Annotated in this window: 21 protein-coding genes and 1 pseudogene; 15 read left to right on the forward strand and 7 right to left on the reverse strand. The window is 69.7% G+C overall.

Going from position 1 to position 22,623, the window contains the following annotated elements; translation table 11 throughout:
* Positions 1–164 precede the first annotated feature (164 nt).
* Positions 165–1,058: an EamA family transporter gene (locus MZV50_RS05725; protein ID WP_252633456.1), complete on the reverse strand. Its 894-nt coding sequence runs from the start codon at positions 1,056–1,058 to the stop codon at positions 165–167.
* A 154-nt stretch (positions 1,059–1,212) separates the two neighbouring features.
* Between MZV50_RS05725 and MZV50_RS05730 the strand changes: the two genes are divergently transcribed.
* Complete coding sequence (locus MZV50_RS05730; protein ID WP_252633457.1) at positions 1,213–2,280, forward strand: DUF2855 family protein; 1,068 nt, start codon at positions 1,213–1,215, stop codon at positions 2,278–2,280.
* Positions 2,265–2,342, forward strand: a pseudogene (locus MZV50_RS05735) (hypothetical protein); the annotation flags it as partial. The gene MZV50_RS05730 and the pseudogene MZV50_RS05735, both read left to right, overlap by 16 nt.
* Before the next feature lie 74 nt (positions 2,343–2,416).
* On the opposite strand, the gene MZV50_RS05740 reads toward MZV50_RS05735, so the two are convergent.
* Positions 2,417–3,121 (reverse strand): ArsR/SmtB family transcription factor, encoded by a 705-nt coding sequence (locus tag MZV50_RS05740; protein ID WP_252633458.1) that lies wholly within the window; start codon positions 3,119–3,121, stop codon positions 2,417–2,419.
* An 84-nt stretch (positions 3,122–3,205) separates the two neighbouring features.
* Here MZV50_RS05740 and MZV50_RS05745 point away from each other — a divergent pair, with 84 nt between their 5' ends.
* Both MZV50_RS05745 and MZV50_RS05750 read left to right on the forward strand, forming a co-directional pair.
* Positions 3,206–4,555, forward strand: a complete 1,350-nt coding sequence (locus MZV50_RS05745; RefSeq protein ID WP_252633459.1) for an MFS transporter — start codon at positions 3,206–3,208, stop codon at positions 4,553–4,555.
* Between the two features lie 62 nt (positions 4,556–4,617).
* Entirely contained in the window at positions 4,618–5,220 is a 603-nt protein-coding gene (locus tag MZV50_RS05750; protein ID WP_252633460.1) for a methyltransferase domain-containing protein, read from the forward strand.
* Positions 5,221–5,345: 125 nt separating this feature from the next.
* Here MZV50_RS05750 and secA read toward each other — a convergent pair whose 3' ends face one another.
* Positions 5,346–8,114: a preprotein translocase subunit SecA gene (gene secA / locus MZV50_RS05755; RefSeq protein ID WP_252633461.1), complete on the reverse strand. Its 2,769-nt coding sequence runs from the start codon at positions 8,112–8,114 to the stop codon at positions 5,346–5,348.
* Positions 8,115–8,413: 299 nt separating this feature from the next.
* On the opposite strand from secA, the gene MZV50_RS05760 reads away from it, so the two are divergent.
* The 6 genes from MZV50_RS05760 (at position 8,414) to MZV50_RS05785 (ending at position 14,487) form a co-directional block, all read left to right on the forward strand.
* The gene (locus MZV50_RS05760) at positions 8,414–9,394 is read left to right on the forward strand and encodes a peptidylprolyl isomerase (RefSeq protein ID WP_252633462.1); all 981 of its coding nucleotides are present in this window, start codon (positions 8,414–8,416) and stop codon (positions 9,392–9,394) included.
* Positions 9,391–10,857: a bifunctional glutamate N-acetyltransferase/amino-acid acetyltransferase ArgJ gene (gene argJ / locus MZV50_RS05765; RefSeq protein ID WP_252633463.1), complete on the forward strand. Its 1,467-nt coding sequence runs from the start codon at positions 9,391–9,393 to the stop codon at positions 10,855–10,857. Before MZV50_RS05760 ends, argJ begins: the two co-directional genes overlap by 4 nt.
* Positions 10,858–10,932: 75 nt before the next feature.
* Positions 10,933–11,463, forward strand: a complete 531-nt coding sequence (locus tag MZV50_RS05770) for a hypothetical protein (RefSeq protein ID WP_252633464.1) — start codon at positions 10,933–10,935, stop codon at positions 11,461–11,463.
* A gap of 85 nt (positions 11,464–11,548) precedes the next feature.
* Positions 11,549–12,082 (forward strand): hypothetical protein, encoded by a 534-nt coding sequence (locus tag MZV50_RS05775; protein ID WP_252633465.1) that lies wholly within the window; start codon positions 11,549–11,551, stop codon positions 12,080–12,082.
* Positions 12,083–12,157: 75 nt separating this feature from the next.
* Entirely contained in the window at positions 12,158–12,937 is a 780-nt protein-coding gene (locus tag MZV50_RS05780) for an ABC transporter ATP-binding protein (RefSeq protein WP_252633466.1), read from the forward strand.
* Positions 12,934–14,487 carry a hypothetical protein gene (locus MZV50_RS05785; protein WP_252633467.1) on the forward strand — a complete coding sequence of 518 codons (1,554 nt, stop codon included), beginning with the start codon at positions 12,934–12,936 and terminating at the stop codon, positions 14,485–14,487. Before MZV50_RS05780 ends, MZV50_RS05785 begins: the two co-directional genes overlap by 4 nt.
* 209 nt (positions 14,488–14,696) lie before the next feature.
* On the opposite strand, the gene MZV50_RS05790 is transcribed toward MZV50_RS05785, so the two are convergent.
* From MZV50_RS05790 to MZV50_RS05800, 3 genes are all read right to left on the reverse strand, one after another.
* Positions 14,697–15,662: a sensor histidine kinase gene (locus MZV50_RS05790; RefSeq protein ID WP_252635190.1), complete on the reverse strand. Its 966-nt coding sequence runs from the start codon at positions 15,660–15,662 to the stop codon at positions 14,697–14,699.
* Positions 15,578–16,957 (reverse strand): PAS domain-containing protein, encoded by a 1,380-nt coding sequence (locus MZV50_RS05795; protein ID WP_252633468.1) that lies wholly within the window; start codon positions 16,955–16,957, stop codon positions 15,578–15,580. The genes MZV50_RS05790 and MZV50_RS05795 overlap by 85 nt, the downstream gene beginning before the upstream one ends.
* Before the next feature lie 155 nt (positions 16,958–17,112).
* Positions 17,113–18,582, reverse strand: a complete 1,470-nt coding sequence (locus tag MZV50_RS05800) for a DEAD/DEAH box helicase (protein WP_252633469.1) — start codon at positions 18,580–18,582, stop codon at positions 17,113–17,115.
* A gap of 589 nt (positions 18,583–19,171) precedes the next feature.
* Between MZV50_RS05800 and mutT the strand changes: the two genes are divergently transcribed.
* Both mutT and MZV50_RS26670 read left to right on the forward strand, forming a co-directional pair.
* Positions 19,172–19,576, forward strand: a complete 405-nt coding sequence (gene mutT / locus MZV50_RS05805; protein ID WP_252633470.1) for an 8-oxo-dGTP diphosphatase MutT — start codon at positions 19,172–19,174, stop codon at positions 19,574–19,576.
* Between the two features lie 47 nt (positions 19,577–19,623).
* On the forward strand, positions 19,624–19,728 hold the full coding sequence (locus MZV50_RS26670) for a hypothetical protein (protein WP_252633471.1): 105 nt from the start codon (positions 19,624–19,626) through the stop codon (positions 19,726–19,728).
* A gap of 69 nt (positions 19,729–19,797) precedes the next feature.
* On the opposite strand, the gene MZV50_RS05815 is transcribed toward MZV50_RS26670, so the two are convergent.
* Positions 19,798–20,709 (reverse strand): methyltransferase domain-containing protein, encoded by a 912-nt coding sequence (locus MZV50_RS05815; RefSeq protein ID WP_252633472.1) that lies wholly within the window; start codon positions 20,707–20,709, stop codon positions 19,798–19,800.
* On the opposite strand from MZV50_RS05815, the gene MZV50_RS05820 reads away from it, so the two are divergent.
* Genes MZV50_RS05820 through MZV50_RS05830 form a run of 3 tightly spaced genes read left to right on the forward strand, consistent with a single transcriptional unit; the run spans position 20,709 to position 22,620 of the window.
* Positions 20,709–21,500 (forward strand): ComF family protein, encoded by a 792-nt coding sequence (locus MZV50_RS05820; protein ID WP_252633473.1) that lies wholly within the window; start codon positions 20,709–20,711, stop codon positions 21,498–21,500. The genes MZV50_RS05815 and MZV50_RS05820 overlap by 1 nt on opposite strands.
* A gap of 29 nt (positions 21,501–21,529) precedes the next feature.
* Complete coding sequence (gene grxC / locus MZV50_RS05825) at positions 21,530–21,784, forward strand: glutaredoxin 3 (RefSeq protein WP_252633474.1); 255 nt, start codon at positions 21,530–21,532, stop codon at positions 21,782–21,784.
* Positions 21,781–22,620 carry a carbon-nitrogen hydrolase family protein gene (locus MZV50_RS05830; protein WP_252633475.1) on the forward strand — a complete coding sequence of 280 codons (840 nt, stop codon included), beginning with the start codon at positions 21,781–21,783 and terminating at the stop codon, positions 22,618–22,620. The genes grxC and MZV50_RS05830 overlap by 4 nt, the downstream gene beginning before the upstream one ends.
* The last annotated feature ends 3 nt before the right edge of the window (positions 22,621–22,623 follow it).

A 22,623-nucleotide genomic window follows, 5' to 3' on the forward strand; every position in this document is an offset into this window, starting at 1 on the left:
TACGTCGGGGAGGTCAAGCATCCCCTCACCCGCCTCCCCGGCGAAAGCCGGGGCCCAGATTCATCAGGAGCGGCTTGGGAGGATCCGAGCTAGGCCCCGGCCGCTTGCTGCGCAGCTCTGGGTTCGATCTGGGCCCCGGCTTTCGCCGGGGAAGCGGCTGGGTGCTAAGCCGCGACCATCCTCGCGCGCAGCTTCGGCCACAGCATGTTCACCGCCAGGCCGGTCAGCACCAGGGCGGCGGCGATCAGCTTCCAGGCCGGCAGGCCCTCGCCCAGCAGCAGGGCCGAGGTGCCCATGCCGAACACCGGGACCAGCAGGGCCATCGGGGTGACGGTGGCGGCCGGGTGGCGGGCCAGGAGCCAGCCCCAGGCGGCGTAGCCGAACATGGTGTTGCCCACCGCCTGCCAGGCGACCGCCAGCCAGGTCGAGACGCCCGCCTCGGTCACGCCCTTGACCATGGCCGGCCAGCCTTCCAGCCACAGCGACATCAGAAACAGCGGCGGGATCGAGAACAGGCTGGCCCAGACGACATAGCCCAGCATGTTCACCGGTCCGGCCTGGCGCGCGACGATGTTGCCGCCCGACCAGCTGGCCGCCGCCAGCAGCACCAGCAGCACGCCCAGCGGGGTGGCCGAGCCGCCGCCGTGCGCGGCGATCAGCACGATGCCCGAGGCGGCCAGCAGCAGGGCCACGACCTGGAAGCCCTGCACCCGCTCGTTGCTGATCCGCATGGCCATGCCGATGGTGAAGAACACCTGGGTCTGCACCACCAGCGAAGCCAGGCCCGGCGAGATGTGGCCCTTCATGGCCACGAACAGCAGGCCGAACTGGCCCGCCCCGATCAGCACGCCGTACGCCGCCAGGTTCTTCCAGGACACCGCCGGGCGCTTGACGAAGAAGGCCATCGGGACCAGCACCAGGCAGAAGCGCAGGGTGGCGAACAGCAACGGCGGCAGGTGATCGAGGCCGATGCGGATGACCACGAAGTTCGTCCCCCACACCGCCACCACGGCCAGGGCCAGCAGGAAGTGGCGCAAGGGCAGGGGCGTGTTGGTCATGACCGTTCCAATCGCAAGCTGGACTGGCCGGGGCTTGCGCCTTCGAGGCCGGCGTCGCAACGGAAACATTGTCCCCGTGACAATTCGAACGCCTGTTTGACTTGATCGCGCGCCGAAGGCTTAACTCGCCGCGAACCCCAAACCGGAGGCTCCGATGGCCTGGGATTTCTTGGTCGCCAAGTCCGACCTGCGCCGCACGCAATTCCGCGACGTCCAGCCGCCGCCGCTGGAGGACGGCCAGGTGCGCCTGGCCATCGAGCGCTTCGCCCTGACGGCCAACAACATCACCTATGCGGTGTTCGGCGAGATGATGAAGTACTGGGATTTCTTCCCGGCGCCGGAAGGGTTCGGCCGCGTGCCCGTGTGGGGCCACGCCCGGGTCGAGGCCTCGGCCCATCCGGAGATCGCGGTCGGCCAGCGGTTCTACGGCTACTGGCCGATGTCGACCCACCTGACCGTCCAGGCCAAGGTCGGCAAGACCGGCTTCACCGACGTCTCGCCCCATCGCCAGCCCATGGCCCTGGTCTACAACCAGTATCAGGCGGTCGGGCCCGCAGATGGACCCCATGGGGGCCTGGAGGCGCACAAGGCGCTGCTGCAACCACTGTTCATGACCTCGTTCCTGATCGAGGATCTCCTGGACGAGAGCGCGCTGTTCGGGGCCAAGTCCGTGGTGCTGTCCAGCGCCTCGTCCAAGACCGCGATCAGCCTGGCCTACCTGCTCAAGCAGCGCGGGGCGGCCAAGGTCGTGGGCCTGACCTCGCCGCGCAATGTCGGGTTCGTCGAGGCCCTGGGCTACTACGACCAGGTCGTGACCTATGCCGACCTGCCGACGGCGGCGATCGACCGGCCGGCGGTGTTCGTCGACTTCGCCGGCGACGCCGGGGTGCTGAGGGCGGTGCATGAGACCTTCGGCCAGGACCTGGCCTTTTCGCTGCTGGTCGGCGGCACGCACTGGGAGGCGGAAAAAGGCGGTGGCGAGCTGCCTGGGCCTAAGCCGGTGTTCTTCTTCGCCCCCGACCGCATCGCCAAGCGTCGCCAGGACTGGGCGCCGGGCGAGTTCGAGCGGCGCTATGGCGCGGCCTGGGCGGGGTTCGTGGCCGACGCGCCGCGATGGCTGACGGTCGACGCGCGCCAGGGGCGGGCGGCGATCCAGCAGGCGTTCCTGGCGCAGGTGGAGGGCGGGACGCCGCCGGACGTGGGCGTGGTGCTGGCGCCTTAGAACGCCCCCTCCGTCACGGCGCGTATCCGCGCCGCGCCACCTCCCCCGTTTCACGGGTGAGGAGAAGACGCTTCCATCCTCCCCCGCGCGCGGGGGAGGTGGATCGCTGCGGATACGCAGCGAGACGGAGGGGGCGCTAAGCCGCCACCCGTCCCTCGTCCTCCAGACTCACCCCCAGCCGGTCTTGCAATGCTGTCGCCCCCTCGGCCGTCAGGCGCACCGCGCGGCCCTTGGCCTCCAGCGCCAGCCAGCCGCGCGCGGTCATGGCCTCCAGCAGCTTCACCCCCAGCGGCCCGGCCAGGTGATGCCGCCGCTCGGTCCAGTCCAGGCACTGGCGGGCCACGCCGCGCGGCGAGCGCAGGGTCTCGACCGCCACCCCCAGGTCCTCGAACCAGCGGCGGCCTTCGGGCGTCACCTCATACAGCTTCTCGGCCGCTGGGCGGATCAGGTCGCGGGCGACCAGGGCGTCGCACACCCGCACCCCCAGCCGTCCGGCCAGGTGGCCGTAGCAGCAGCGGGCGTCGCGCAGGGCGCGGGCCTTGGGCGAGCGGGGGACTTCCAGCGAGCGCACCGGCGCGGCCAGCACCGACAGGGCCTCGATGGCGTGGGCGACCTCGGCGCTGGCGAGGCGATAGTAGCGGTGGCGGCCCTCGCGCTCGACGGCCAGCAGGCCGCCGTCGACCAGCCTGGCCAGGTGGTTGCTGGCCGCCTGGGCGGTGACCCCGGCGGCCCAGGCCAGGGCGCTGGCCGGCTGGGCGCGGCCGTCCTGCAGCGCCTGCAGCATGGCCGCGCGGGTCGGGTCGCCGATCAGGGCGGCGGGGGTGGCGATGTTGGCGTCCATACAAGCATCATAGGGCCATCGCCGGCGGAATGGTTCATCGGCGCGTGTAGCATCCGGACGCCGGATCGGGGCAAGTCCAGGACCATGCGTAACAGCCGCCTGTCCCTGATCACCGCCGCCGCCAGCTTCGGCTTCTTCGTCACTCAGCTGGACGTGACCATCGTCAACGTGGCGCTGGACGCGATCGGCGTGGCGTTCGACGCGCCGACGGCCCAGTTGCAGTGGGTGGTCGACGCCTATGTGCTGGCCCTGGCGGCCATGCTGCTGTCGGCCGGGGCGATCGGCGACCGGGTGGGACCGCGCCGGGCCTTCGTGGCGGGGCTGGTGCTGTTCGGCCTGGCCTCGGCGGCCTGCGGCCTGGCCGCGAGCCCGCTGATGCTGATCGCCGCCCGCGTGGCCCAGGGCGCGGCGGGGGCGCTGCTGATCCCGCCGTCGCTGGCCTTGATCGCCCACGCCGCGCCCAATGATGGAAGGGAGGGGGACCATGGCAAGCGCGCCTCGGCCGTGGGCTGGTGGACGGCGGCCGGCGGGGTGTCGATCGCCGCGGGGCCGGTGCTGGGCGGCCTGCTGGTCGAGACGCTGGGCTGGCGCTGGGTGTTCTTCGTCAATCTGCCGATCTGCGCGCTGGGCGCGGTGCTGACCCTGCTGGTCGCGCCGCTGACCCCGGCCAAGCCCAGGGTCCCGCTGGACCTCCCTGGCCAGGCCCTGGTCGTCGCCGCCGTCTCGCTGCTGGTCGGCGGGCTGATCGAAGGCGGTCACAGGCGTTGGAGCGGCGGGCCGCTGCTGGCCCTGGTCGCGGGCCTCCTGCTGGCCGGGGCCTTCGTGCTGTTCGAGCGCCGGACGGCCCATCCGACCATGCCGCTGAGCGTCTTCCGCAAGCGCCCGGCCTGGACGGCGGTGGTCGTCGGCTCGGCGCTGAACTTCACCTATTACGGCCTGATCTTCGTGCTGGGCCTCTACATGCTGCGGGCCCTGCACTGGAGCCCGTCGCGGGCGGGCCTGGCCTTTCTGCCGCTGACGGCGACCTTCATCGTCTCGAACCTGGTCAGCGGCGGCCTCGTGGCCCGCTTCGGCGCGCGGACGGTGACGACGGGCGGAGTGCTGGTCGCCGCCTGCGGCTACGCCCTGACGGCGCGGCTGGGCGTGGACAGCGGCCTCGCCGACATGTTGCCCGGCTTCGCCCTGATCCCCGGCGGCATGGGCCTGGCGATCCCGGCCCTGACCAGCGGCCTCCTGGCCAGCGTCGACCGCCACGAGGCCGGCGCGGCCTCGGGCGCGCTCAACGCCTGTCGTCAGGTCGGCGGGGCGGCCGGGGTGGCGATCTTCGGCGCGCTGGCGAGCGTCGATGTCGTGGCGGGCCTGCGAAGCTCGGCGATCGTGGCGGCGGTCGTGCTGGCGGCGGCGGGGGCCTTGGCGGCGCGCCTCCGCGCTTGACCGCGAGCGCGGTTCGCCGCCAGTTGGCGGTTCCGGTGAACGTGTCCGGTGGGGCCAGGTCGATGCACGAATCCAGCAAGTCGGTTTTTCACAAGATCAAGGATTCGCGCTACGCGACCCGCTACATCGTCGGCGACGGCATCGACATCGGGGCCGGCGAGGACACGATCGGCCAGTACTACGAGTTCTTCCCGCTGATGAAGTCGTGCCGCGGCTGGGACCTGCCCGACGGCGACGCCCAGCTGATGGAGAGCGTCGCCGACGCGACCTTCGACTTCGTCCATTCCTCGCACTGCCTGGAGCACATGCGCGACCCCAAGGAAGCGCTGGAGAACTGGCTGCGGATCCTCAAGCCGGGCGGGCACCTGGTGTGCCTTATCCCGGACGAGGACCTGTACGAGCAGGGTGTCTTCCCCTCTACCTTCAACGACGACCACAAGCACACCTTCACGATCTTCAAGAAGGCCTCGTGGTCCAGCGCCAGCATCAACCTGACCGAGCTGCTGGCCGGCCTGTCGGCGAACGTCGAGATCAAGAAGATCGAACTGATGGACGCCACCTTCCGCTACGAGCTCAACCAGCGCATCGGCGTGGACCGCTTCGACCAGACCCGCACCACGGTCGGCGAATGCGCGATCGAGTTCGTGCTGAAGAAGATCGGGTAGGGCGAGGCAACCAATCTCACCTCCCCGGCTTTCGCCGGGGAGGTGGAGTTTTTTGGCTCTGAAAACAAAACGCCCGCCCCGGTCTCCCCGGGGCGGGCGTTCTTGTCTCTAAGCTCAGCTCAGGCTCACACCAGCGAGCCGTGGCACTGCTTGAACTTCTTGCCCGAGCCGCAGGGGCAGGGGGCGTTGCGGTTGGTGCGGTCCCAGCCTTCCGGCAGGGCCGAGACCGGCAGGGCCTCGCGCTGCTGGGGCGACAGGCCGTCCGGGATCGCGCCGGCGACGGCGGCGTTTTCGCCGGTCAGCGGGTCCAAGTGGACCTCCTGCAGGCCGTCCAGCGACGTGTGCGGGATCTCCGGCTCGGCATAGGCGATCTCGACCGTCATCAGCCAGCGGGTCGTGTTGGTGCGCAGGTCGCCCAAGAGCTTCTCGAACAGCGAGAAGGCCTCGGTCTTGTACTCGTTCAGCGGATCGCGCTGGCCGTAGCCGCGCAGGCCGATGACGTTGCGCAGGTGGTCCAGGTGCATCAGGTGCTCGCGCCACTGCAGATCGATCATCTGCAGCAGGAAGTTCTTCTCGACCGAGCGCATCTGCTCGGGCGTGATGATCACTTCGCGCTGGGCGGCGTACTCGTCGGCTGCCTTCTGGATGCGGTCCTTGATCTCCTCGTCGGCGATGCCTTCCTCGGCGGCCCACGCCTCGATCGGCAGGTCCAGGCCCAGGATCGACTGGACGCGTTCCTTCAGGCCCTCGACGTCCCACTGCTCGGCATAGGCCTTGGGCGGCAGGTGGCGGGCGACCAAGTCGTCGATCGTGTCGTGACGCATCTCGACGATGATGTCCGACAGGTCGTCGCTCTCCATGAACTCCTGGCGCTGCTCGAACACGGCCTTGCGCTGGTCGTTGACTACGTCGTCGTACTTCAGGAGGTTCTTGCGGATCTCGTAGTTGCGCTGCTCGACGCGCTTTTGCGCCGTGGCGATGGCGTTGTTCAGCCACTTGTGGGTGATGGCCTCGCCTTCCTGGACGCCGAAGGTGCGCATGATCGCGTCCAGGCGCTCGCCGGCGAAAATGCGCAGCAGGTCGTCCTCGCACGACAGGAAGAACTTCGAGCGGCCGGGGTCGCCCTGACGGCCGGTGCGGCCGCGCAGCTGGTTGTCGATCCGGCGGCTCTCGTGGCGCTCGGTGCCCAGCACGAACAGGCCGCCGGCGTCCAGGGCCTGCTTCTTGCGATCGGCGATCTCGGCCTCGATGCGCGCGCGCTCCTCGACCTCGTCCTCGTGGGTGACCTCAAGGCCCATGCCGCGCTGCTGCTGACGCCAGTTGGCGAGGCGCATGTCGACATTGCCGCCCAGCTGGATGTCGGTGCCGCGGCCGGCCATATTGGTGGCGATGGTCACCGCGCCGGGCACGCCCGCGTCGGCGACGATGCCGGCTTCCTGCTCGTGGAAGCGGGCGTTCAGCACCTGGTGCGGGATGCCCTTCTGCTTCTTGCCGTTGTTCTCGAACGAGAAGCTGGCCAGCAGCTTGGACAGCTCTTCCGACTTCTCGATCGAGACGGTGCCGACCAGGATCGGCTGGCCGCGCACGTGGCAGTCGGCGATCTGCTTGAGGATGGCTTCGTTCTTCTCGCGCTCGGTGCGATAGACCTCGTCGTCGTCGTCGATGCGCTGGATGGTGCGGTTGGTCGGGATCTCCGACACGCTCATCTTGTAGATGTCGTCGAATTCCTGCGCTTCCGTCGACGCCGTGCCGGTCATGCCCGACAGCTTCTTGTAGAGGCGGAAGTAGTTCTGGATGGTCACCGAGGCCAGGGTCTGGTTCTCGGGCTGGATGTCGGCGCCTTCCTTGGCCTCGATGGCCTGGTGCAGGCCTTCCGACAGGCGGCGGCCGGTCATCATGCGGCCGGTGAACTCGTCGATCAGGATCACCTCGCCGCCCTTGACGATGTAATCCTTGTCGCGCGTGTACAGCACGTTGGCGCGCAGGGCCTGGTTGACGTGGTGCACCACAGAGACGTTGGCCGCGTCGTACAGCCCGGCCGAATCCTCGGCCAGGTGGCCGCCGGCCATCAGGATCTCCTCGATCCGCTCCTGGCCGTCCTCGGTCAGGATGACCTGCTTCTGCTTCTCGTCGTGGTCGTAGTTCGACTTGTCGAGGATCAGCTGCTTCACCAGCACGTCGATCGTCTTGTAGAACTCGCTGCGGTCCTCGGTCGGGCCCGAGATGATCAGCGGCGTGCGGGCTTCGTCGATCAGGATCGAGTCCACTTCGTCGACGATGACGAAGTTGTGGCCGCGCTGGACCATCTCCTCGACGCTGTAGACGAGGTTGTCGCGCAGGTAGTCGAAGCCGAACTCGTTGTTGGTGCCGTAGGTGATGTCGCTGCGGTAGGCGCGCTGACGCTCACCCTGGCTGAGGCCGTTGACGATGACGCCGTAGCTCAGGCCCAGGAAGTTGTAGATCTGGCCCATCCAGTCGGCGTCGCGGCGGGCCAGGTAGTCGTTGACGGTGATGACGTGGACGCCCTTGCCTTCCAGGGCGTTCAGATAGGTCGGCAGGGTGGCGACCAGGGTCTTGCCTTCACCCGTGCGCATTTCCGAGATGCCCGAGAAGTGCAGCACCATGCCGCCGACCATCTGGACGTCGAAGTGGCGCATGCCCAGCACGCGCTTGGAGGCCTCGCGCACGGCGGCGAAGGCTTCGTTCAGCAGGTCGTCCAGGGTCTGGCCCTGGGCCAGGCGGGCCTTGAACTCGTCGGTCTTGCCCTTCAGGGCCTCGTCCGAAAGGGCCGCGTATTCGGATTCCAGGGCGTTGATCTTCGCGACCCGCGCCGCGAAGGTCTTGACCTTGCGTTCGTTGGAAGAGCCGAAGAGCTTTTTGGCGAGACCAAGCATGCAGGGGGAATCCGAAAGGGACGTTTTGACGAGGAGGCCGGCGCTAAGGCTGGAAGGCCTCGACTACGGAAGATGAAGTCGCGCCGGATCAGCGGAGAAATCCGCTATTCCATTGCGGCCGGAGACTTAAGCACCGACCTTGTTGGTGTCAACGCGAAGACCCCGGCGCAACTAAGGCTTTCCGGCCGGTTAGTGGCCGTCCCGCCTCAGTTTTCGTCCACCCGAACGCTTTCGACGTCGAACCCGTTTCCTCTTGGCGAAAAACCGCGCTAGAGCGGCTTTCAACAAAGCCGGAGATCTTGGCCTTGAAGACCACTTTCCGCCTCGCGAGTCTGATCACCGCCGTCACCTGCGTCCTCGTGCTGGCCGCCTGCGGTCAGAACAAGGTCGCCGAAAAGCCGCCCGAACCGGGCGACACCGCCGTGGCGCGCGTCAACGGCCAGGTGATCTGGGCCAGCGACGTCAAGCGCGAGGCCGTGGCCCAGGGCCTGATCAGCGAGGGCGAGCCGCTGGACATCTCCAGCGAGGTGTTCCGTCAGCGCCTGGACGAGGTCATCGACCAGAAGCTGCTGGCCGCCGAGGCGACCAAGCGCAAGATCGACAAGGAAGCCGTCGCCCAGCGCCGCCTGGCCGCGGCCCGCGAGCGCATCCTGGGCGACATGCTGGTCGAGGGCGTGGTCGAGAAGGCCGTCACCGAGGACGCCATCCGCAAGCTCTACGCCGAGCAGCAGAAGCTTTCGAAGCGCTCGGAAGAGATTCGCGCCCGCCAGATCTTGGTCGGGACGCAGGCCGAGGCCGAAAGCGTCAAGAAGCTGCTGGCCTCCGGCGCCTCGTTCGACGCCCTGGCCATGGAGCGCTCGACCGACCAGGCCACCCGCTTCAACGGCGGCGACCTGGGCTATTTCACCCTGGACGTGATGCCCGAAGCCTATGGCGTGGCCCTGAAGGACGCCCAGAAAGGCGCCCTGGTCGGTCCGTTCGCGGCCGAGGGCGGCTGGGTGCTGGTCAAGGTCGAGGACAAGCGCACCGAAGAGCCGATCACGCTCGAGGCCGCCCGGCCGCAGATCGTGCGGTTCCTGACCTATGACCAGGTCCGCGACATCCTCGAGAAGCTGCGCGGCTCGGCCAAGGTCGAGATGCTGATCGGCAAGGCCCAGGACACGGGCGTCAACAACGCCCAGGAGCCGGCTTCGGCCCCGCCAGAGGCGCCGGTCGGGGCTCCGGCCTCGGCGCCGCCCCCGCCCAACCCGCCCCCGCCAAGAAGTAAGAAGCGGCCATGACCAAGACTCCCAAAGCCTCCGGCAAGAAGACGGCCGCGAAGGCGCCAGAAGCCACGCCCGCCACGATCGCCGCCAATCCCGTCGCCGCCGCAAGCGCGGCCATCGAGCGCGCGCTGGTCGATCCGCTGACCTCTGCCCTGAAGCGCGCCGGCCTGCGCCGCGCCCAGAAGTCGGCCGGCGAGGGCTCGCCCGCCGCCAAGCCGGCCGCCACCGGCGCCGGCAAGCCGGGCCTGGCGGTCTCGCCGCTGGCCGTGCCGTTCCCGCTGATCCCGCCGATCCCGGGCGTGGAGATAGCCACCGGCCGCGCCGGCTTCTACAAGCACGAGCGCGAGGACCTGCTGCTGATGCGCTTCGCCGAGGGGACCTCGGCGGCTGGCGTCTTCACCCGCCACGGCGTCGGCTCGGCCCCGGTCGACTGGTGCAAGCGCCAACTGGCCGCCAGCGGCGGCGCGGACGTCCGGGCCCTGGTGGTCAACGCCGGCTGCGCCAACAGCTTCACCGGCAAGCCCGGCGCCGACGCGGTGCGCCGCGTGGCCACGGCGGTCGGCAAGCGCCTGGACTGCCGCCAGCGCGACGTGATGATGGCCTCGACCGGCGTCATCGGCGTCATCCTGGACGACAGCAAGATCACCGCCCGCCTGCCCGAGGTCGAAAGCCGCCTGACGGCCGACGCCTGGGCCCAGGCCGGTCGGTCGATCATGACCACCGACACGTTTCCCAAGGGGTCTTACGCCACGGCGATAATCGATGGCGTGGAAGTGAAGATCGCCGGCATCGCCAAGGGCTCGGGCATGATCGCGCCCGACATGGCCACCATGCTAGCCTTCGTGGCCACCGACGCGGCCATCGCCCCGGCGGCGCTGCAGACCCTGGTCAGCCTCTACACCCGCACGACGTTCAACTGCGTGACGGTGGACGGCGATCGGTCCACGAACGACACCCTGCTGCTGTTCGCCACCGGCCAGTCGGGCGCGCCCAAGATCAGCCGCCCGGGCGACAAGCGCCTGGCCGACTTCAGGGACAAGCTGGAGCACGTGCTGCTGGACCTGGCTTTGCAGCTGGTCAAGGACGGCGAGGGGGCGACCAAGTTCGTCAAGATCACCGTCAACGGCGCCGAGAGCCCCGCCAGCGCCCGCAAGATCGCCCGCACCATCGCCGAGAGCCCGCTGGTCAAGACCGCCTTCGCCGGCGAGGACGCCAACTGGGGCCGCATCGTCATGGCCGTGGGCCGCGCCGACGAGCCGGTCGCCCGCGAGCGGATCAGCGTCAAATTCGGCGACCTCTACGCCGCCCGCGACGGCCTGATCTCGGCCGAGTACGACGAGGCCAAGATGAGCGCCTACGTCAAGAACCAGGAATTCGAGGTCAGCGTCGACGTCGGCGTCGGCAAGGGTTCGGCCACCGTCTGGACCTGCGACCTGACCAAGCAGTACGTGGCGATCAACGGGGACTATCGGAGCTAGGACTCCAGCGCCGTCACCAGCGTTCCAATTCAAGCCGTCATTCCCGCCCTTGTGGCGGGAATGACGGTGGAGAGGATGGCGGGTGCTCGTGCTAGACCTTCTCCGCGCGAAGCTGGAGCCCTCCCCATGACCGACCTCACCGCCGACCAAGAAGCCGCCCTGCTGGACAGCCTCGCCACGGTCTGCCGCGACGCCGGCTATGTGGTGGAAGCGATCGATCGCGGGCTGGAGGTTTCCGGCGGTGACGACGACGGCGCCTTCTATTTGTTGCCTGACCACGGCTGGCTGCAGGCGCGCTGCCTGGTGCTGGCCCCCGAGGACCTGGCCGAGGCCCGCGACCTGACCGCCCTGTTCGAGACCGTGGCCCTGGCCCAGTTCCGCCTGATCGGCTGCCGGTTCGGCTATGACGCCGAGACCGGGCTGTGGCTGGTCGAGGATCTCTATCCCGGCTTCGAGGCCGCCAGGGTCCCCGCCGTGCTGGAGCAGCTGACCTTCATCTGGGACGCGCTGGAAGCGCTTTTCGAGGCCGCCCTGGCAGGAACCGTGCCGGGCGAGGACGCCTTTGACGCGGCCTTTGACCTGGAAGCGGCGTCCCCGGCGCACTAAGCTTCACCTTAAGGGGGCGGGACGCGGGAACCCCAAGCCACGCTTGCCGTTCCTGATCGGTGTTCACCCGGTGGAGGGCGTTTTGATGTCTCGAAAGCTGTTGGTCATGGTCGGGGCGGGGCTCTTGCTGGCCACGTCGGTTCACGCGCCCGCCGCCCTGGCCCAGGTCAAGCCGCCGTCCACGCCCGACGAGCCCGGCGGCCGCTGGGGCGAGGCCAAGAAGAAGGCGGTCGACATCGGCTCGCAGCCGGCCCGCGACGTCGGCATGTCCAAGCGCGAGATTCCGCCGATCCTGGAGAAGGCTTTCAACGATCCCTACAGCCTGAAGGGCCTGAAGACCTGCCGGGCCTTGGCCAGCGAGGTGACGAACCTGAACGCCGTGCTGGGCGCGGACTATTCGGTCGGCAACGAATACACCGAGAACCGCGCCGGCAAGCTGGCCGAGGCGGGCGGTAAGACCATCATCAACAGCATCATCCCCTTCCGCGGCCTGGTCCGCGAGGTGACCGGCGCGGCTCCGGCCGACCGCCACATGAACGCCGTGGTCGACGCCGGCCTGGCCCGCCGCGGCTTCCTGCGCGGCGTGCACCTGAAGCAGGGCTGCAAGACCAAGTTCTGAGAGCGGCGAGGGCGAGAAGCGCCCTTGCCACGCCCCCGCGATCACGGTCACATCCCCCGCGTGACAGTGTCTTGAATGCGGGTTTCGGGGGCGGGTTTGACGGAAGCCTTGATCGTTCGCGGGTTGAACAAGACGTTCGCCAAGCCCGCGGTGTCGGACCTCGACCTGACGGTCCATGCCGGCGAGCTCTATGCGTTGCTGGGGCCCAACGGGGCGGGCAAGACCACCACCCTGCGGATGGTCGCGGGCCTGACCCAGCCCGACAGCGGCGCGGTCGAGATCTTCGGCGTCGACGCCCGCAAGGACCCGGCCGCCGCCAAGGCCCTGCTGGCCTGGGCGCCCGACGAGGCGATGATCTACGACAAGCTGACGCCGCTGGAATATCTGGAGTTCGTCGCCGGCCTCTGGAACATCGAGCCGAAGGCCGCCAAGGCCAAGGCCGAGGACCTGCTGGCCACCCTGGGCCTGGCGGACGAGGCGCGGCGACGCTGCGAGGGCTTCTCGCGCGGCATGAAGCAGAAGGTCGCCCTGGCTGGGGCGCTGATCCACGACCCCAAGCTGCTGATCCTGGACGAGCCGCTGACCGGCCTGGATGCGGCCGCCGCGCGGCTGGTCAAGGACATGCTGCAGGCCCGCGTCGACGCCGGCGGCACCGTGATCCTGACCACCCACATCCTGGAGGTCGCCGAGCGCATGGCCGACCGCATCGGCATCATCGCCGGCGGCCGCCTGCTGGCCGAGGGCACGCTGGACGAGCTGCGCGGCAAGGCCGGCGCCCAATCCAGCGGCGGCGGCACCCTGGAGGACGTCTTCCTGCAGCTGACGACCGAGGCGCCCGAGAAGGTGACGTCGTGAGCCTGCCGTTCCGACCCGCCAGCACGCCCTGGCTTCTGGCCCACGAGCTGCGCCTGGCCTGGCGCGGGTTCAAGGCCGGCCGCAAGTCCAGGGGCGGGGGCGCGCTCATCGCCTTCGCGATCCTGGCCGGCGTGATCCTGATTGGCGGGATCATCATGGGGCTGGCGCTGCGCGGGGTTCAGGTCCCGCTCGTCCCGATGGCCGTGGTCATCGCCGACCTGATCCTGGCGGTGATCCTGACCCTGATGCTGTCGACGACCCTGGCCGGCTCGGCGGACGCGCTCTACGAGCGGGGCGACCTGGACCTGCTGTTCTCCTCGCCCCTGGCGCCGCGCAAGGTGCTGTTCGTCCGGGCCCTGGGCCTGGCGGTCAACGCGGGTCTCTTCTTCATGGCGCCGGCGGTGCTGCTGCTGACGCCGTCGATCATCCTGGGGCATTGGGCCTGGGCCAGCGTGTTCGTCGTGCTGGCCGCCGCCGCCCTGGGGGCGTCCGGGATCGGCCTGCTGCTGGCCATGGCCCTGTTCGCCCTGATCGGTCCGCGTCGCACGCGCACCGTGGCCCAGGTGCTGGCCGCCCTGATCGGCGCGGCGTTCTTCCTGGCCAGCCAGTACCGCAACCTGATGGGCGAGCAGGCCAGCCAGAGTCTGTTCGCCCGCATCGCCCTGGACGTGCGCGACGGCCGCCTGGTCCTGCCGCCCTTCGCCGACTGGCCGCTGCGCGCGGCGCTGGGCCAGCCGGTTCCGCTGCTGGTGCTAGTGGCGATCGGGGCGGGGATCTTCCTCCTGGCCGCCAGCGTGCTGGGGAGGCGCTTCGCCGACGCGGCCGCGGCCACCCAAGGCGCCGAGACCCGCAAGGCGTCCAGAGGACCCGCCTCAAGTCGCGCCTTCGCAGCCGGTCCGTTCCGGGCCACGGTCCGCAAGGAGCTGCGCCTGATCGGCCGCGACGCGGCCCTGCAGTCGCAGGTGCTGCTGCGCGTGCTCTATCTGCTGCCGATGGCCTTCATCATGTCGCGGACCGCCGCCCACCTGCCGGCCTGGGCCCTGGCGGGGCCAGCGGCGGCCGTGACCTTCCTGGCCGGCCAGGTCGCCGGCAGCCTGGTCTGGATCACCGTCTCGGCCGAGGACACGCCCGACCTGCTGGCCGTCGCGCCGGCGCCGATGGGCGTGCTGAGCCGGGCCAAGCTGACCGCCGCCCTGATCCCGGTCGCCGTGCTGCTGGCGGTCCCGATCGCGGTGCTGGCCGCTTTCGCGCCGCTGGCGGCCCTGTGGACCGCGATCGGCGCGGGCCTGACGGCCTGGAGCGCCGGGCTGATCGGCATCTGGCATCAGAGGCCCGGCAAGCGCGCCGACTTCCGCCGCCGCAAGTCCGGCTCGTTCCTGGCGGCCCTGGCCGAGCTGTTCGTGGCCCTGATGATCGGCGGCGCGACGGCCCTGGCCGTGGCCGGCTGGTTCGTCTGGGCGCTGCCGCCGCTGATCGTGGCCGGAGCGGTGATGATGGCCCTGCGGCGGACCGACGAGCAGATCGCCAGCGCGCTGCGGGCGGCGAGCTAGGGCCGATCGACTTTCAGCATTCCTGTAGAGCCATCCTTATTCTCCGTCTCCCCGGCGAAAGCCGGGGCCCAGATTCATCCAGAGAGGCTGGGGCTGACGCGCCTTTTCACCTCGCCATCTCGGTGGAGGCCCGTGGGTTCGATCCGGGCCCCGGCTTTCGCCGGGGAGAGCGGGTTTTGGGTAGGTCAAAGCTGAATGTGGATCGGCTCTCAAGCTTCCAGCAGCGCCCGTATCCGGCAGACCACGCCATCGGGATGGAAGTCGATGGCCGCCGAGCCCGACAGCTCCGCCGCCAGCCCGCGTTCGATCAGACGCGAGCCGAAGCCGCGGTCGGATGGCGGCTTGACGGGCGGGCCGCCCTGCTCGGTCCAGGTCAGGTCCAGACGCGCAGGGCCGGACTCCGGGACCAGCTCCCAGGCGATGCGGACGCGACCCTCGGGGCCCGACAGGGCGCCGTACTTCATGGCGTTGGTGGCCAGCTCGTGCAGGGCCATCGACAGCGACAGGGCCGTCTTGGGCGACAGGCGGACGGCCGGGCCGGACAGCTCGAAACGGGACTGGCCGCCATGCAGGTCGGCCAGGCGCATGGTCACCTCGTGCAGGTCCGCGCCCTCCCAGTTCTCGCGGGTCAGCAGGTCGTGGGCCTCGGCCAGGGCGACGATGCGGTTGGAGAAGGCCTCCTGCGCCTGGTCCAGGGCCCGCTCGCCGGTGAAGCTCTGGGCGGCGATGGCCTGGATGGTGGCCAGGCTGTTCTTGACGCGGTGGTTCAGCTCGTTGACCAGCAGCCGTAGGTGCAGTTCGGCGCGCTTGCGGTCGGTGATGTTGACCACGGCGCCGACGAAGCGATGCGCCTTGCCGTCGTCGCCGAAGAACACCTTGCCCCGCACGCCGACCCAGCGCTCGCCATGGTCGTCGGCGATGACCCGGAACTCGATCGCGTAGTCGGCGCGGACGTCGGGATCCTGGGCCAGGCGCATGGCCTCGATGAGCCGGGTCCGGTCGGCGGGATGCACCCGGGCGATGAAACGCTCGGCGTCCAGCGACTCGTCTGGCTTGACGCCGAACATGGCGTAGCAGCGGTCGGACCAGATCACCTCGCCGGTGTCGAGATCGAGGCTCCAGGTGCCGACGTCGCCGGCGTCGATGGCCAGACGCAGGGTCTCTTCCTGGCGCAAGAGGTGATCGACGGTCTCGCGCCGCTCGGTGACGTCCGAGACCACGCCCATGAAGCGCACGCAGCGGTCGCCCTCGAAGAAGGCCCGGCCGAAGGTCTCGACCCAGCGCAAGGCGCCGTCGTCGGCGCGATGGATGCGGTACTCCATGTTGATCGCGCCCGTGCCGGCCGGGTCGGTCGCGGCGGCCACGGCGGCGCGCACCCCGGCACGTCGTCGGGATGCAGCAGGCGCTCGAATGTGTCCTGCGAGGGCGCCTCGTCCAGTGTCAGGCCGAAGATCCGGCGGGCGCGATCGTCCCAGTAACGCTGGCCCAGGTGAGGCTTGTGGTCCCAGCGGCCCATGCCGGCGGCCTGGGCGGCCAGGTCGAGGTCGAGGCGCGCGGCGGCGAGGTCGGCCTCGACCTGCTTGCGCTCGGTGATGTCGACGATGACGCCGGCGTTGCGGTCGGGTTGGCCGTTCTCGTCCAGATAGGCCCGCCCGCGCGTGTAGATCCAGCGCACCGAGCCATCCGCCTGCAGCAACCGGTACTCGTGCGAGAACTCGCCGCCCGCGCGGGCCGCCTTCAGCGCGACGGCGCGGACCTTGTCGCGATCCTCGGGATGAACGGCGGGCGTATAGCTTTGGGCGGGCAGGCCGGCCCCGGCCAGCTCGGGCGCGACATTGTGCAGCTCGGCGTAGCGGGCGTCGGCATAGACCTTGTTGGCCTTGAGATCCCACTGCCAGGCTCCGACCACGCCGGCGGCCTCGCGCGCCATCTCGTAGCGCTCCTGGGTAGTGCGCAGGGCCTTCTGGTCGGCCACCGACTGCGAGATCTCGACGGCGGTGATCATGACGCCGCCCACGCCGCTGGGCGTTGTCGGGTCGGGCATGGGGCTGTAGCGGACGGTGAAATAGCCCGTCTCGATCCCGCCGCCGCGGGACACCTTCAGGGGCAGCCGCTCGAAGGCGAAGCCGCCGCTAGCCCCCGACAGTATGTCGTCATGCGGGGCGCGGAGCGAGGCCTGCAGCGCCTGGGCGTTGTCGCTGAACCGCATGCCCAGGGCCTGGGGATGGTCCTCGCGCAGGGCCGGGCTGTAGGCGTCGTTGTAGATCAGGACCAGCTCGGGCCCCCAGCGCAGGGCCATGGGGAAGCTGGTGGCCAGGATCATGTCGGTGGCCAGCCGCAGGGCCGGCGACCAATCGTCCATCGATCCCAGCGGAGTCGTCGACCAGTCGAACGCACGGACGCGTCCAGCCATCTCGCCGTCGGCGAGTCGCGTCAGAACAGGCGTGGCGCGCGGTTTGCCGTCGCCCATCGCTTCAGTTCCCCATCCGGTCGAGGGACCGGCCCCTTAGGAAGGTGATCTTATAGCGGACGCGGACACAAGCTGCGCTGTAGCGAAAGGACGCAGAACGCGAACGAGGCGGCTTTCGCCGCCCCGTTTTCTTCAACTCTTTGTATTCCTTGGCCTTAGTCGACCGGCGACCAGCGCTTTTCGGGCGCGGCGGCCGGGCGCTTGGGACCCCGGAACTCGTTCTGGGGACCTCCGGCCTTCTTGCCCTGGCCTTGACCCGGACCTTGACCACGACCCTGGCCGCCATTGCGGCCCTGGCCTTGGCGCTGCTGGCCCTGGCCTTGCGCCTTTTGTCCGCCCTCGGAGCGACCGCCGCCGCCATTGCGATTGCCGTTGCGGTTGCGCTTGCGGCGCAGCTCGGACGGCACGTCGTTGCGCGGGTCGGCCTTGCGGGGATCGACGTACTTCTCGGCCGGGACCAGCTTGTCGGCGACGGCCGCGGCGGCCGCCAGCTGCTTGTCGTTGCGGCGGTCGAAGGCCGGGATCGTCTGGCGGGTGGCCTTCTGGATGTCCTTCAGCAGGTTGCGCTCGTCATCGGCGCAGAAGCTGATGGCGATGCCGTCCTTGCCCTTGCGGGCGGTGCGGCCGATCCGGTGGACATAGGCCTCCGGCACGTTGGGCAGCTCGTAGTTGATGACGTGGCTGACGTCGTTGACGTCGATGCCGCGCGCGGCGATGTCGGTCGCCACCAGGGCCCGCATCTCGCCGGCCTTGAAGGCGGCCAGGGCGCGCTCGCGCTGGCCCTGGGTCTTGTCGCCGTGGATCGAGGCGGCCTCGACGCCGGCGGCGTTCAGGTACTTGGCCACCCGGTCGGCGCCGCGCTTGGTGCGGGTGAAGACGATGGTGCGGCTGAAGCTGCTGTCGGCGAACAGTTCGGCCAGCAGCGGACGCTTGCGCTGGGCCTCGATGAACAGCACGCGCTGGTCGATGCGCTCGACGGTGGTGGCCTGCGGGGCCACCGACACCTGCACCGGGTCCTTCAGCAGCTCACCGGCCAGCTTGCCGATCTCGCTGGGCATGGTGGCCGAGAAGAACAGGTTCTGGCGGTTCTTGGTCAGCTGGCTGGCGATCTTGCGGATCGGCACCACGAAGCCCAGGTCCAGCATCTGGTCGGCTTCGTCGAGCACGAAGATCTCGGTGCCCGAGACGATGGCCGACTTCTCGGCCATGTGGTCCATCAGGCGGCCGGGCGTGGCGACCAGGACGTCGATGCCGCCGGCCAGGGCCTTCATCTGCGGGCCGTACTTGACGCCGCCATAGATGGTGTGGACCGACAGGCCCATGTGGACGGCGTAGGCCTTGAAGTTCTCGGCGATCTGGGTCGCCAGTTCGCGGGTCGGCGACAGCACCAGGCAGCGGAAGCCGCGGCGCGGAGCCGGCTTACGGTCTTCGGCCAGGCGCTGAAGGATGGGCAGGGCGAAGGCGGCGGTCTTGCCGGTGCCCGTCTGGGCGATGCCCAGCAGATCCTTGCCTTGCAGCACCACCGGGATGGCCTGGGCCTGGATCGGCGTCGGTTCCTTGTAGCCCTTTTCAGCAAGCGCCTTCAGCAGCGGCTTGGCCAGGCCAAGGTCGGAAAATTGAGTCACGAGTGTTTGTCTTAATCATGCGCCGAATGCAGCCCATGCGTCCTCGCACGGCTGGCCCCTCGGCTAGTCGGTCGGGGGAGCGCCCCGCGTGCACGGGCTCTCTAATGAGAAGCTCTTCAGGGCGCTCGACAGGCTGGTCCGAAAACGGACCCTCACGCGGCTGGAGCACCGATAGCGCTTTGCAGCGCGAGGGTCATATCGCTTGTTGCAGTGCAAAAGTCAAGGAACGCGGGAATTGATGCTCCCCCGCGCTGCGGGGGAGGATCTGGAGCGCCGACCTAGGACGCCGGCTTGGCCTTCGGGGCCACGTCGAAGATCTTGTGCACGATCTTCCAGCCGTCGGGCGTCTTCAGCAGTTGCATGTAGTCGGTCAGGACGGCGGTCGGGCGGCCGAAACGGAGACTTGGGCGAAGGCCGGGGCGGCGGCGAGCAGGGCCGCGCCGGCGGCCAGCATGGCGAATGTCTTATGCATGATGTTCCTCCCAGGTGTGGGCAGAGTTACGCGTGTAAATAAGGCGGAGGTTGGGCGGCGTCGCTCCGCCGGCCGGTCGGGATTGACCGCGTCCCGTCGCCACGCCACACCCGTCCCATGACCAAGCCTATCGTCCTCGTCGTCGCCGCCGCCCTGATCGATGTCGACGGGCGGGTGCTGATCTGCCAGCGCCCCCAGGGCAAGCAACTGGCCGGGCTGTGGGAGTTTCCGGGCGGCAAGGTCGAGCCCGGCGAGACGCCCGAGCAGTGCCTGATCCGCGAGCTGCACGAGGAGCTGGGAATCACCGTCGCCCAGGCGTGCCTCGCCCCGTTCGTGTTCGCGTCGCACGCTTACGAGTCCTTTCACCTCCTGATGCCACTGTATCTGCTGCGTCGCTGGGAGGGCCAGGTGACGCGCAAGGAGCATGAGGCGCTGGCATGGGTGAAACCGGACAAGCTCGGGGACTATCCGATGCCGCCCGCCGACGAGCCGCTGGTCGCCTGGCTGCGCGACCTGCTCTGAAGACCTTCTGGCGCGACGACCGCGGCGCCACGGCCGTCGAGCTGGGCTTGATCATCGCCCTGATCGTGCTGGTCGTGGTTGCGGCCATGTCGGCCCTGACCGGCGGCCTTGGCCGGACGTTCGAGAAGATCTCGACGACCGTGGGGGCGTAGGGCTGGGCTCCCCCTTTCGCGGGGATGAGCGGTGATAGGAGCGAGGTAGCTATCGACCCCGCCCAATCCTCACCCCGCCTTGTCACCCGTCGGCTGCTCCGTCGTCCCCAGCGCGTCGGCCAGGCGCATCTTGGCCGAGCCGGGCCTTAGCGGCTTCTGCTGGCTGTCGTGCGGCGCCCAGCCGGTGACCGAGACGATCTCGAATGTGGCCGGGACCCTGCCGTCGGCCTCGGCGAAGCGCTCGGCATAGAGCTCCATCGCCCGGAACAGCACCTTGCGGCTCAGCGGCTTGCGCGAGCGGTCCAGCAGCACGCTGGTCTCGCCCATGGCCCGCAGATCCTGCAGCAGCTTGAGCGGATGGGCGTAGCGCACCTTCACCCGGTCGACGTCGGCGACGGGCAGGGCGAAGCCGGCCCGTTGCAGCAGGCCCGCCGCGTCGATGGCGTCGGCGAACGGCGAGACCCGCATCGACGCCCCGTCCGACAGCTCGGCTTCGGCGGCCAGCAGGCTCTGGCGCAGCTCGGTCAGGGTGGCCCCGCCGAAGATCGCCCCGACGAACAGGCCGTCAGGCCGCAGCGCTCGGCGGATCTGGATCAGGGCCCCGACCAGGTCGTTGGTCCAGTGCAGCGACAGGGTCGAGGTGACGAGATCCAGGGTCGCGTCGCCGAACGGCAGGCGTTCCTCGTCGGCGACGACGCGCAAGCCGTCACGGCCGCCCAGCATCCGCCCCGACAGGTCGGCCTCGATCAGCGTGTCGATGTTGGCGCGGGCGTCGCTGTCGGCCAAGGTCTTGAAAAAATGTCCGTTTCTGGCTCCGAGGTCGACGGCGACCGGAAAGCGTCGCAGGATCGTCTCCAGCCGCATGACCACGTCCTGGGCCGCGCGGGCCTTGAGGAAGTCGGCGGACGCGAAGTCGCGCGCGGCGCGGTCGAGACGGGCGCGATGCAGGGCGCGGTCGAAGAGCAGGGGCGAGGCGGTCATTGCGCGCGGAACATGGCGATTCCGGACCGGGATGGAAAGCGGATCCGCTCCTTATGGGGCCGGTTTGGCGCGCGTGGGGGCGGGGCCTGCTGGATCTGCTGCTGCCGCCGTCCAGCCTGGACGGGGCGGCGGCGCTGAGCGGCGGGCTGACGGCGGCGGCCTTTTCCAAGGTGGCCTTCCTGGACGACCCGGTCTGCGACGGCTGTGGCCTGGCCATGGCCTATGCCGACGCGGCGCGCTGTCCGGCCTGCCTGGCCAGGCCCCGGGCGTTCGCGCGGGCCCGCGCCGCCTGCGTCTATGACGAGCATTCGCGCGATCTGGTCCTGAAGCTCAAGCACGCCGACCGGCCCGAGCTGGCCGGCCTGTTCGCCCGCTGGCTGTCGCGGGCTGCCGCGCCGCTGCTGGACGCGGCGGACGCCGTGGTGCCCGTGCCGGTCCACCGCGCCCGGCTGCTGCGCCGCCGCTATAACCAGGCGGCCGAGATCGCCCGGCCGCTGGCCCGGGCGGCGGGACTGGCCTATCTTCCCGACGCCTTGGTCAGGAAGCGCGACACCGCCAGCCAGGGCGGCAAGTCGGCCTCGGGCCGGCGGCGCAACGTGGCGGCCGCCTTCGTCGTCCCCGAGCCCCGGCGCGGCCAGGTCGCCGGACGGCGGATCGTTCTGGTTGATGACGTGTTGACCACCGGAGCCACGGCCGAGGGCTGTACGCGGGCGCTGCTGGCGGCCGGCGCGGCGGAAGTGACGCTGTCGGTCGTCGCCCGCGTTACACAAACCGAAGCGCGTCCTATATGAGGACGCACGAGATCAGGTATTCAGGTTCCATGGCCCACGTCACCATCTACACCCGACCCTTCTGCGGCTATTGCGCCCGCGCCCTGGCCCTGCTGGACGAGAAGGGCGCCGACTTCACCGAGATCGAGGCCGGCATGGATCCCAATCTGCGCCAGGAGATGATGAACCGCTCGGGTCGCACGACCTTCCCGCAGATCTTCGTCGGCGACCAGCATATCGGCGGCTGCGACGACATGATGGCCCTGGAACGCGAGGGCAAGCTGGACGGCCTGCTCACCGCATGAACCTGCGGGTCGGCCTGATCCAGACGCGCACCCCCGCCACCCACGCGGCGGCGCTGGCGCACGTCGCGCCGCTGGTCCGTGAGGCGATCGCGGGCGGAGCGCAATTCGTGCTGACGCCGGAATGCGTCAACGTCGTCCAGAAGGATCGCAGCAAGCTGCTGCCGGCCCTGACGACGCTGGAGGACGACCCCGTCGTCAACGGCCTGCGCGAGATCGCGGCGGAGACGGGAACCTGGATCGACGTCGGCTCGGCCCTGGTCAAGCGCGCGGACGGCGAGAAGGCCGCCAACCGCCAGGTGGTGATCGACCCGACCGGCGCCATCGTGGCGACCTACGACAAGCTGCACATGTTCGACGTCGACCTGCCCCCAAAAGACGGAAAGCCGGGTGAGACGGCGCGGGAGTCGGCGGCCTATGAGCCCGGCGATCGGGCGGTCGTGGTCGACACGCCGCTGGCCCGCTTCGGCCTGACCATCTGCTACGACATGCGCTTTCCGGCCCTGCACCGGGCCCTGGCCCTGGGCGGGGCCACGGTGCTGACCGTCCCGGCCGCCTTCACCCGCCCGACCGGCGAGGCGCACTGGGACGTGCTGCTGCGGGCCCGCGCCATCGAGACCGGTTCGTTCGTGATCGCCGCCGCCCAGGGTGGTTTCCACGAGGACGGCCGGGGCACCTGGGGCCGCTCGATCGCCATCGGCCCCTGGGGCGAGGTGATCGGCAAGCTTGACCACGACGAGCCGGGCGTGCTGTTGGCCGATCTCGACCTGCCGGCCGCCGGCAAGGCGCGCGCGGCGATCCCCGTCCTCAAGAACGCCCGGCCTTTCGTCGGGCCCTGAAAC

Source organism: Caulobacter segnis, from assembly GCF_023935105.1.
GTDB lineage: Bacteria > Pseudomonadota > Alphaproteobacteria > Caulobacterales > Caulobacteraceae > Caulobacter > Caulobacter segnis_B.

Coding starts and splice junctions, on each gene's coding strand:
- MZV50_RS05725 (WP_252633456.1), bottom strand. CDS start 1,058: ATGACCAACACGCCCCTGCCCTTGCGCCACTTCCTGCTGGCCCTGGCC.
- MZV50_RS05780 (WP_252633466.1), top strand. CDS start 12,158: ATGCGGGTTTCGGGGGCGGGTTTGACGGAAGCCTTGATCGTTCGCGGG.
- MZV50_RS05770 (WP_252633464.1), top strand. CDS start 10,933: ATGGCGGGTGCTCGTGCTAGACCTTCTCCGCGCGAAGCTGGAGCCCTC.
- MZV50_RS05730 (WP_252633457.1), top strand. CDS start 1,213: ATGGCCTGGGATTTCTTGGTCGCCAAGTCCGACCTGCGCCGCACGCAA.
- MZV50_RS05815 (WP_252633472.1), bottom strand. CDS start 20,709: ATGACCGCCTCGCCCCTGCTCTTCGACCGCGCCCTGCATCGCGCCCGT.
- grxC (WP_252633474.1), top strand. CDS start 21,530: ATGGCCCACGTCACCATCTACACCCGACCCTTCTGCGGCTATTGCGCC.
- MZV50_RS05745 (WP_252633459.1), top strand. CDS start 3,206: ATGCGTAACAGCCGCCTGTCCCTGATCACCGCCGCCGCCAGCTTCGGC.
- MZV50_RS05740 (WP_252633458.1), bottom strand. CDS start 3,121: ATGGACGCCAACATCGCCACCCCCGCCGCCCTGATCGGCGACCCGACC.
- MZV50_RS05830 (WP_252633475.1), top strand. CDS start 21,781: ATGAACCTGCGGGTCGGCCTGATCCAGACGCGCACCCCCGCCACCCAC.
- mutT (WP_252633470.1), top strand. CDS start 19,172: ATGACCAAGCCTATCGTCCTCGTCGTCGCCGCCGCCCTGATCGATGTC.
- MZV50_RS05775 (WP_252633465.1), top strand. CDS start 11,549: ATGTCTCGAAAGCTGTTGGTCATGGTCGGGGCGGGGCTCTTGCTGGCC.
- MZV50_RS05795 (WP_252633468.1), bottom strand. CDS start 16,957: ATGGGCGACGGCAAACCGCGCGCCACGCCTGTTCTGACGCGACTCGCC.
- MZV50_RS05750 (WP_252633460.1), top strand. CDS start 4,618: ATGCACGAATCCAGCAAGTCGGTTTTTCACAAGATCAAGGATTCGCGC.
- argJ (WP_252633463.1), top strand. CDS start 9,391: ATGACCAAGACTCCCAAAGCCTCCGGCAAGAAGACGGCCGCGAAGGCG.
- secA (WP_252633461.1), bottom strand. CDS start 8,114: ATGCTTGGTCTCGCCAAAAAGCTCTTCGGCTCTTCCAACGAACGCAAG.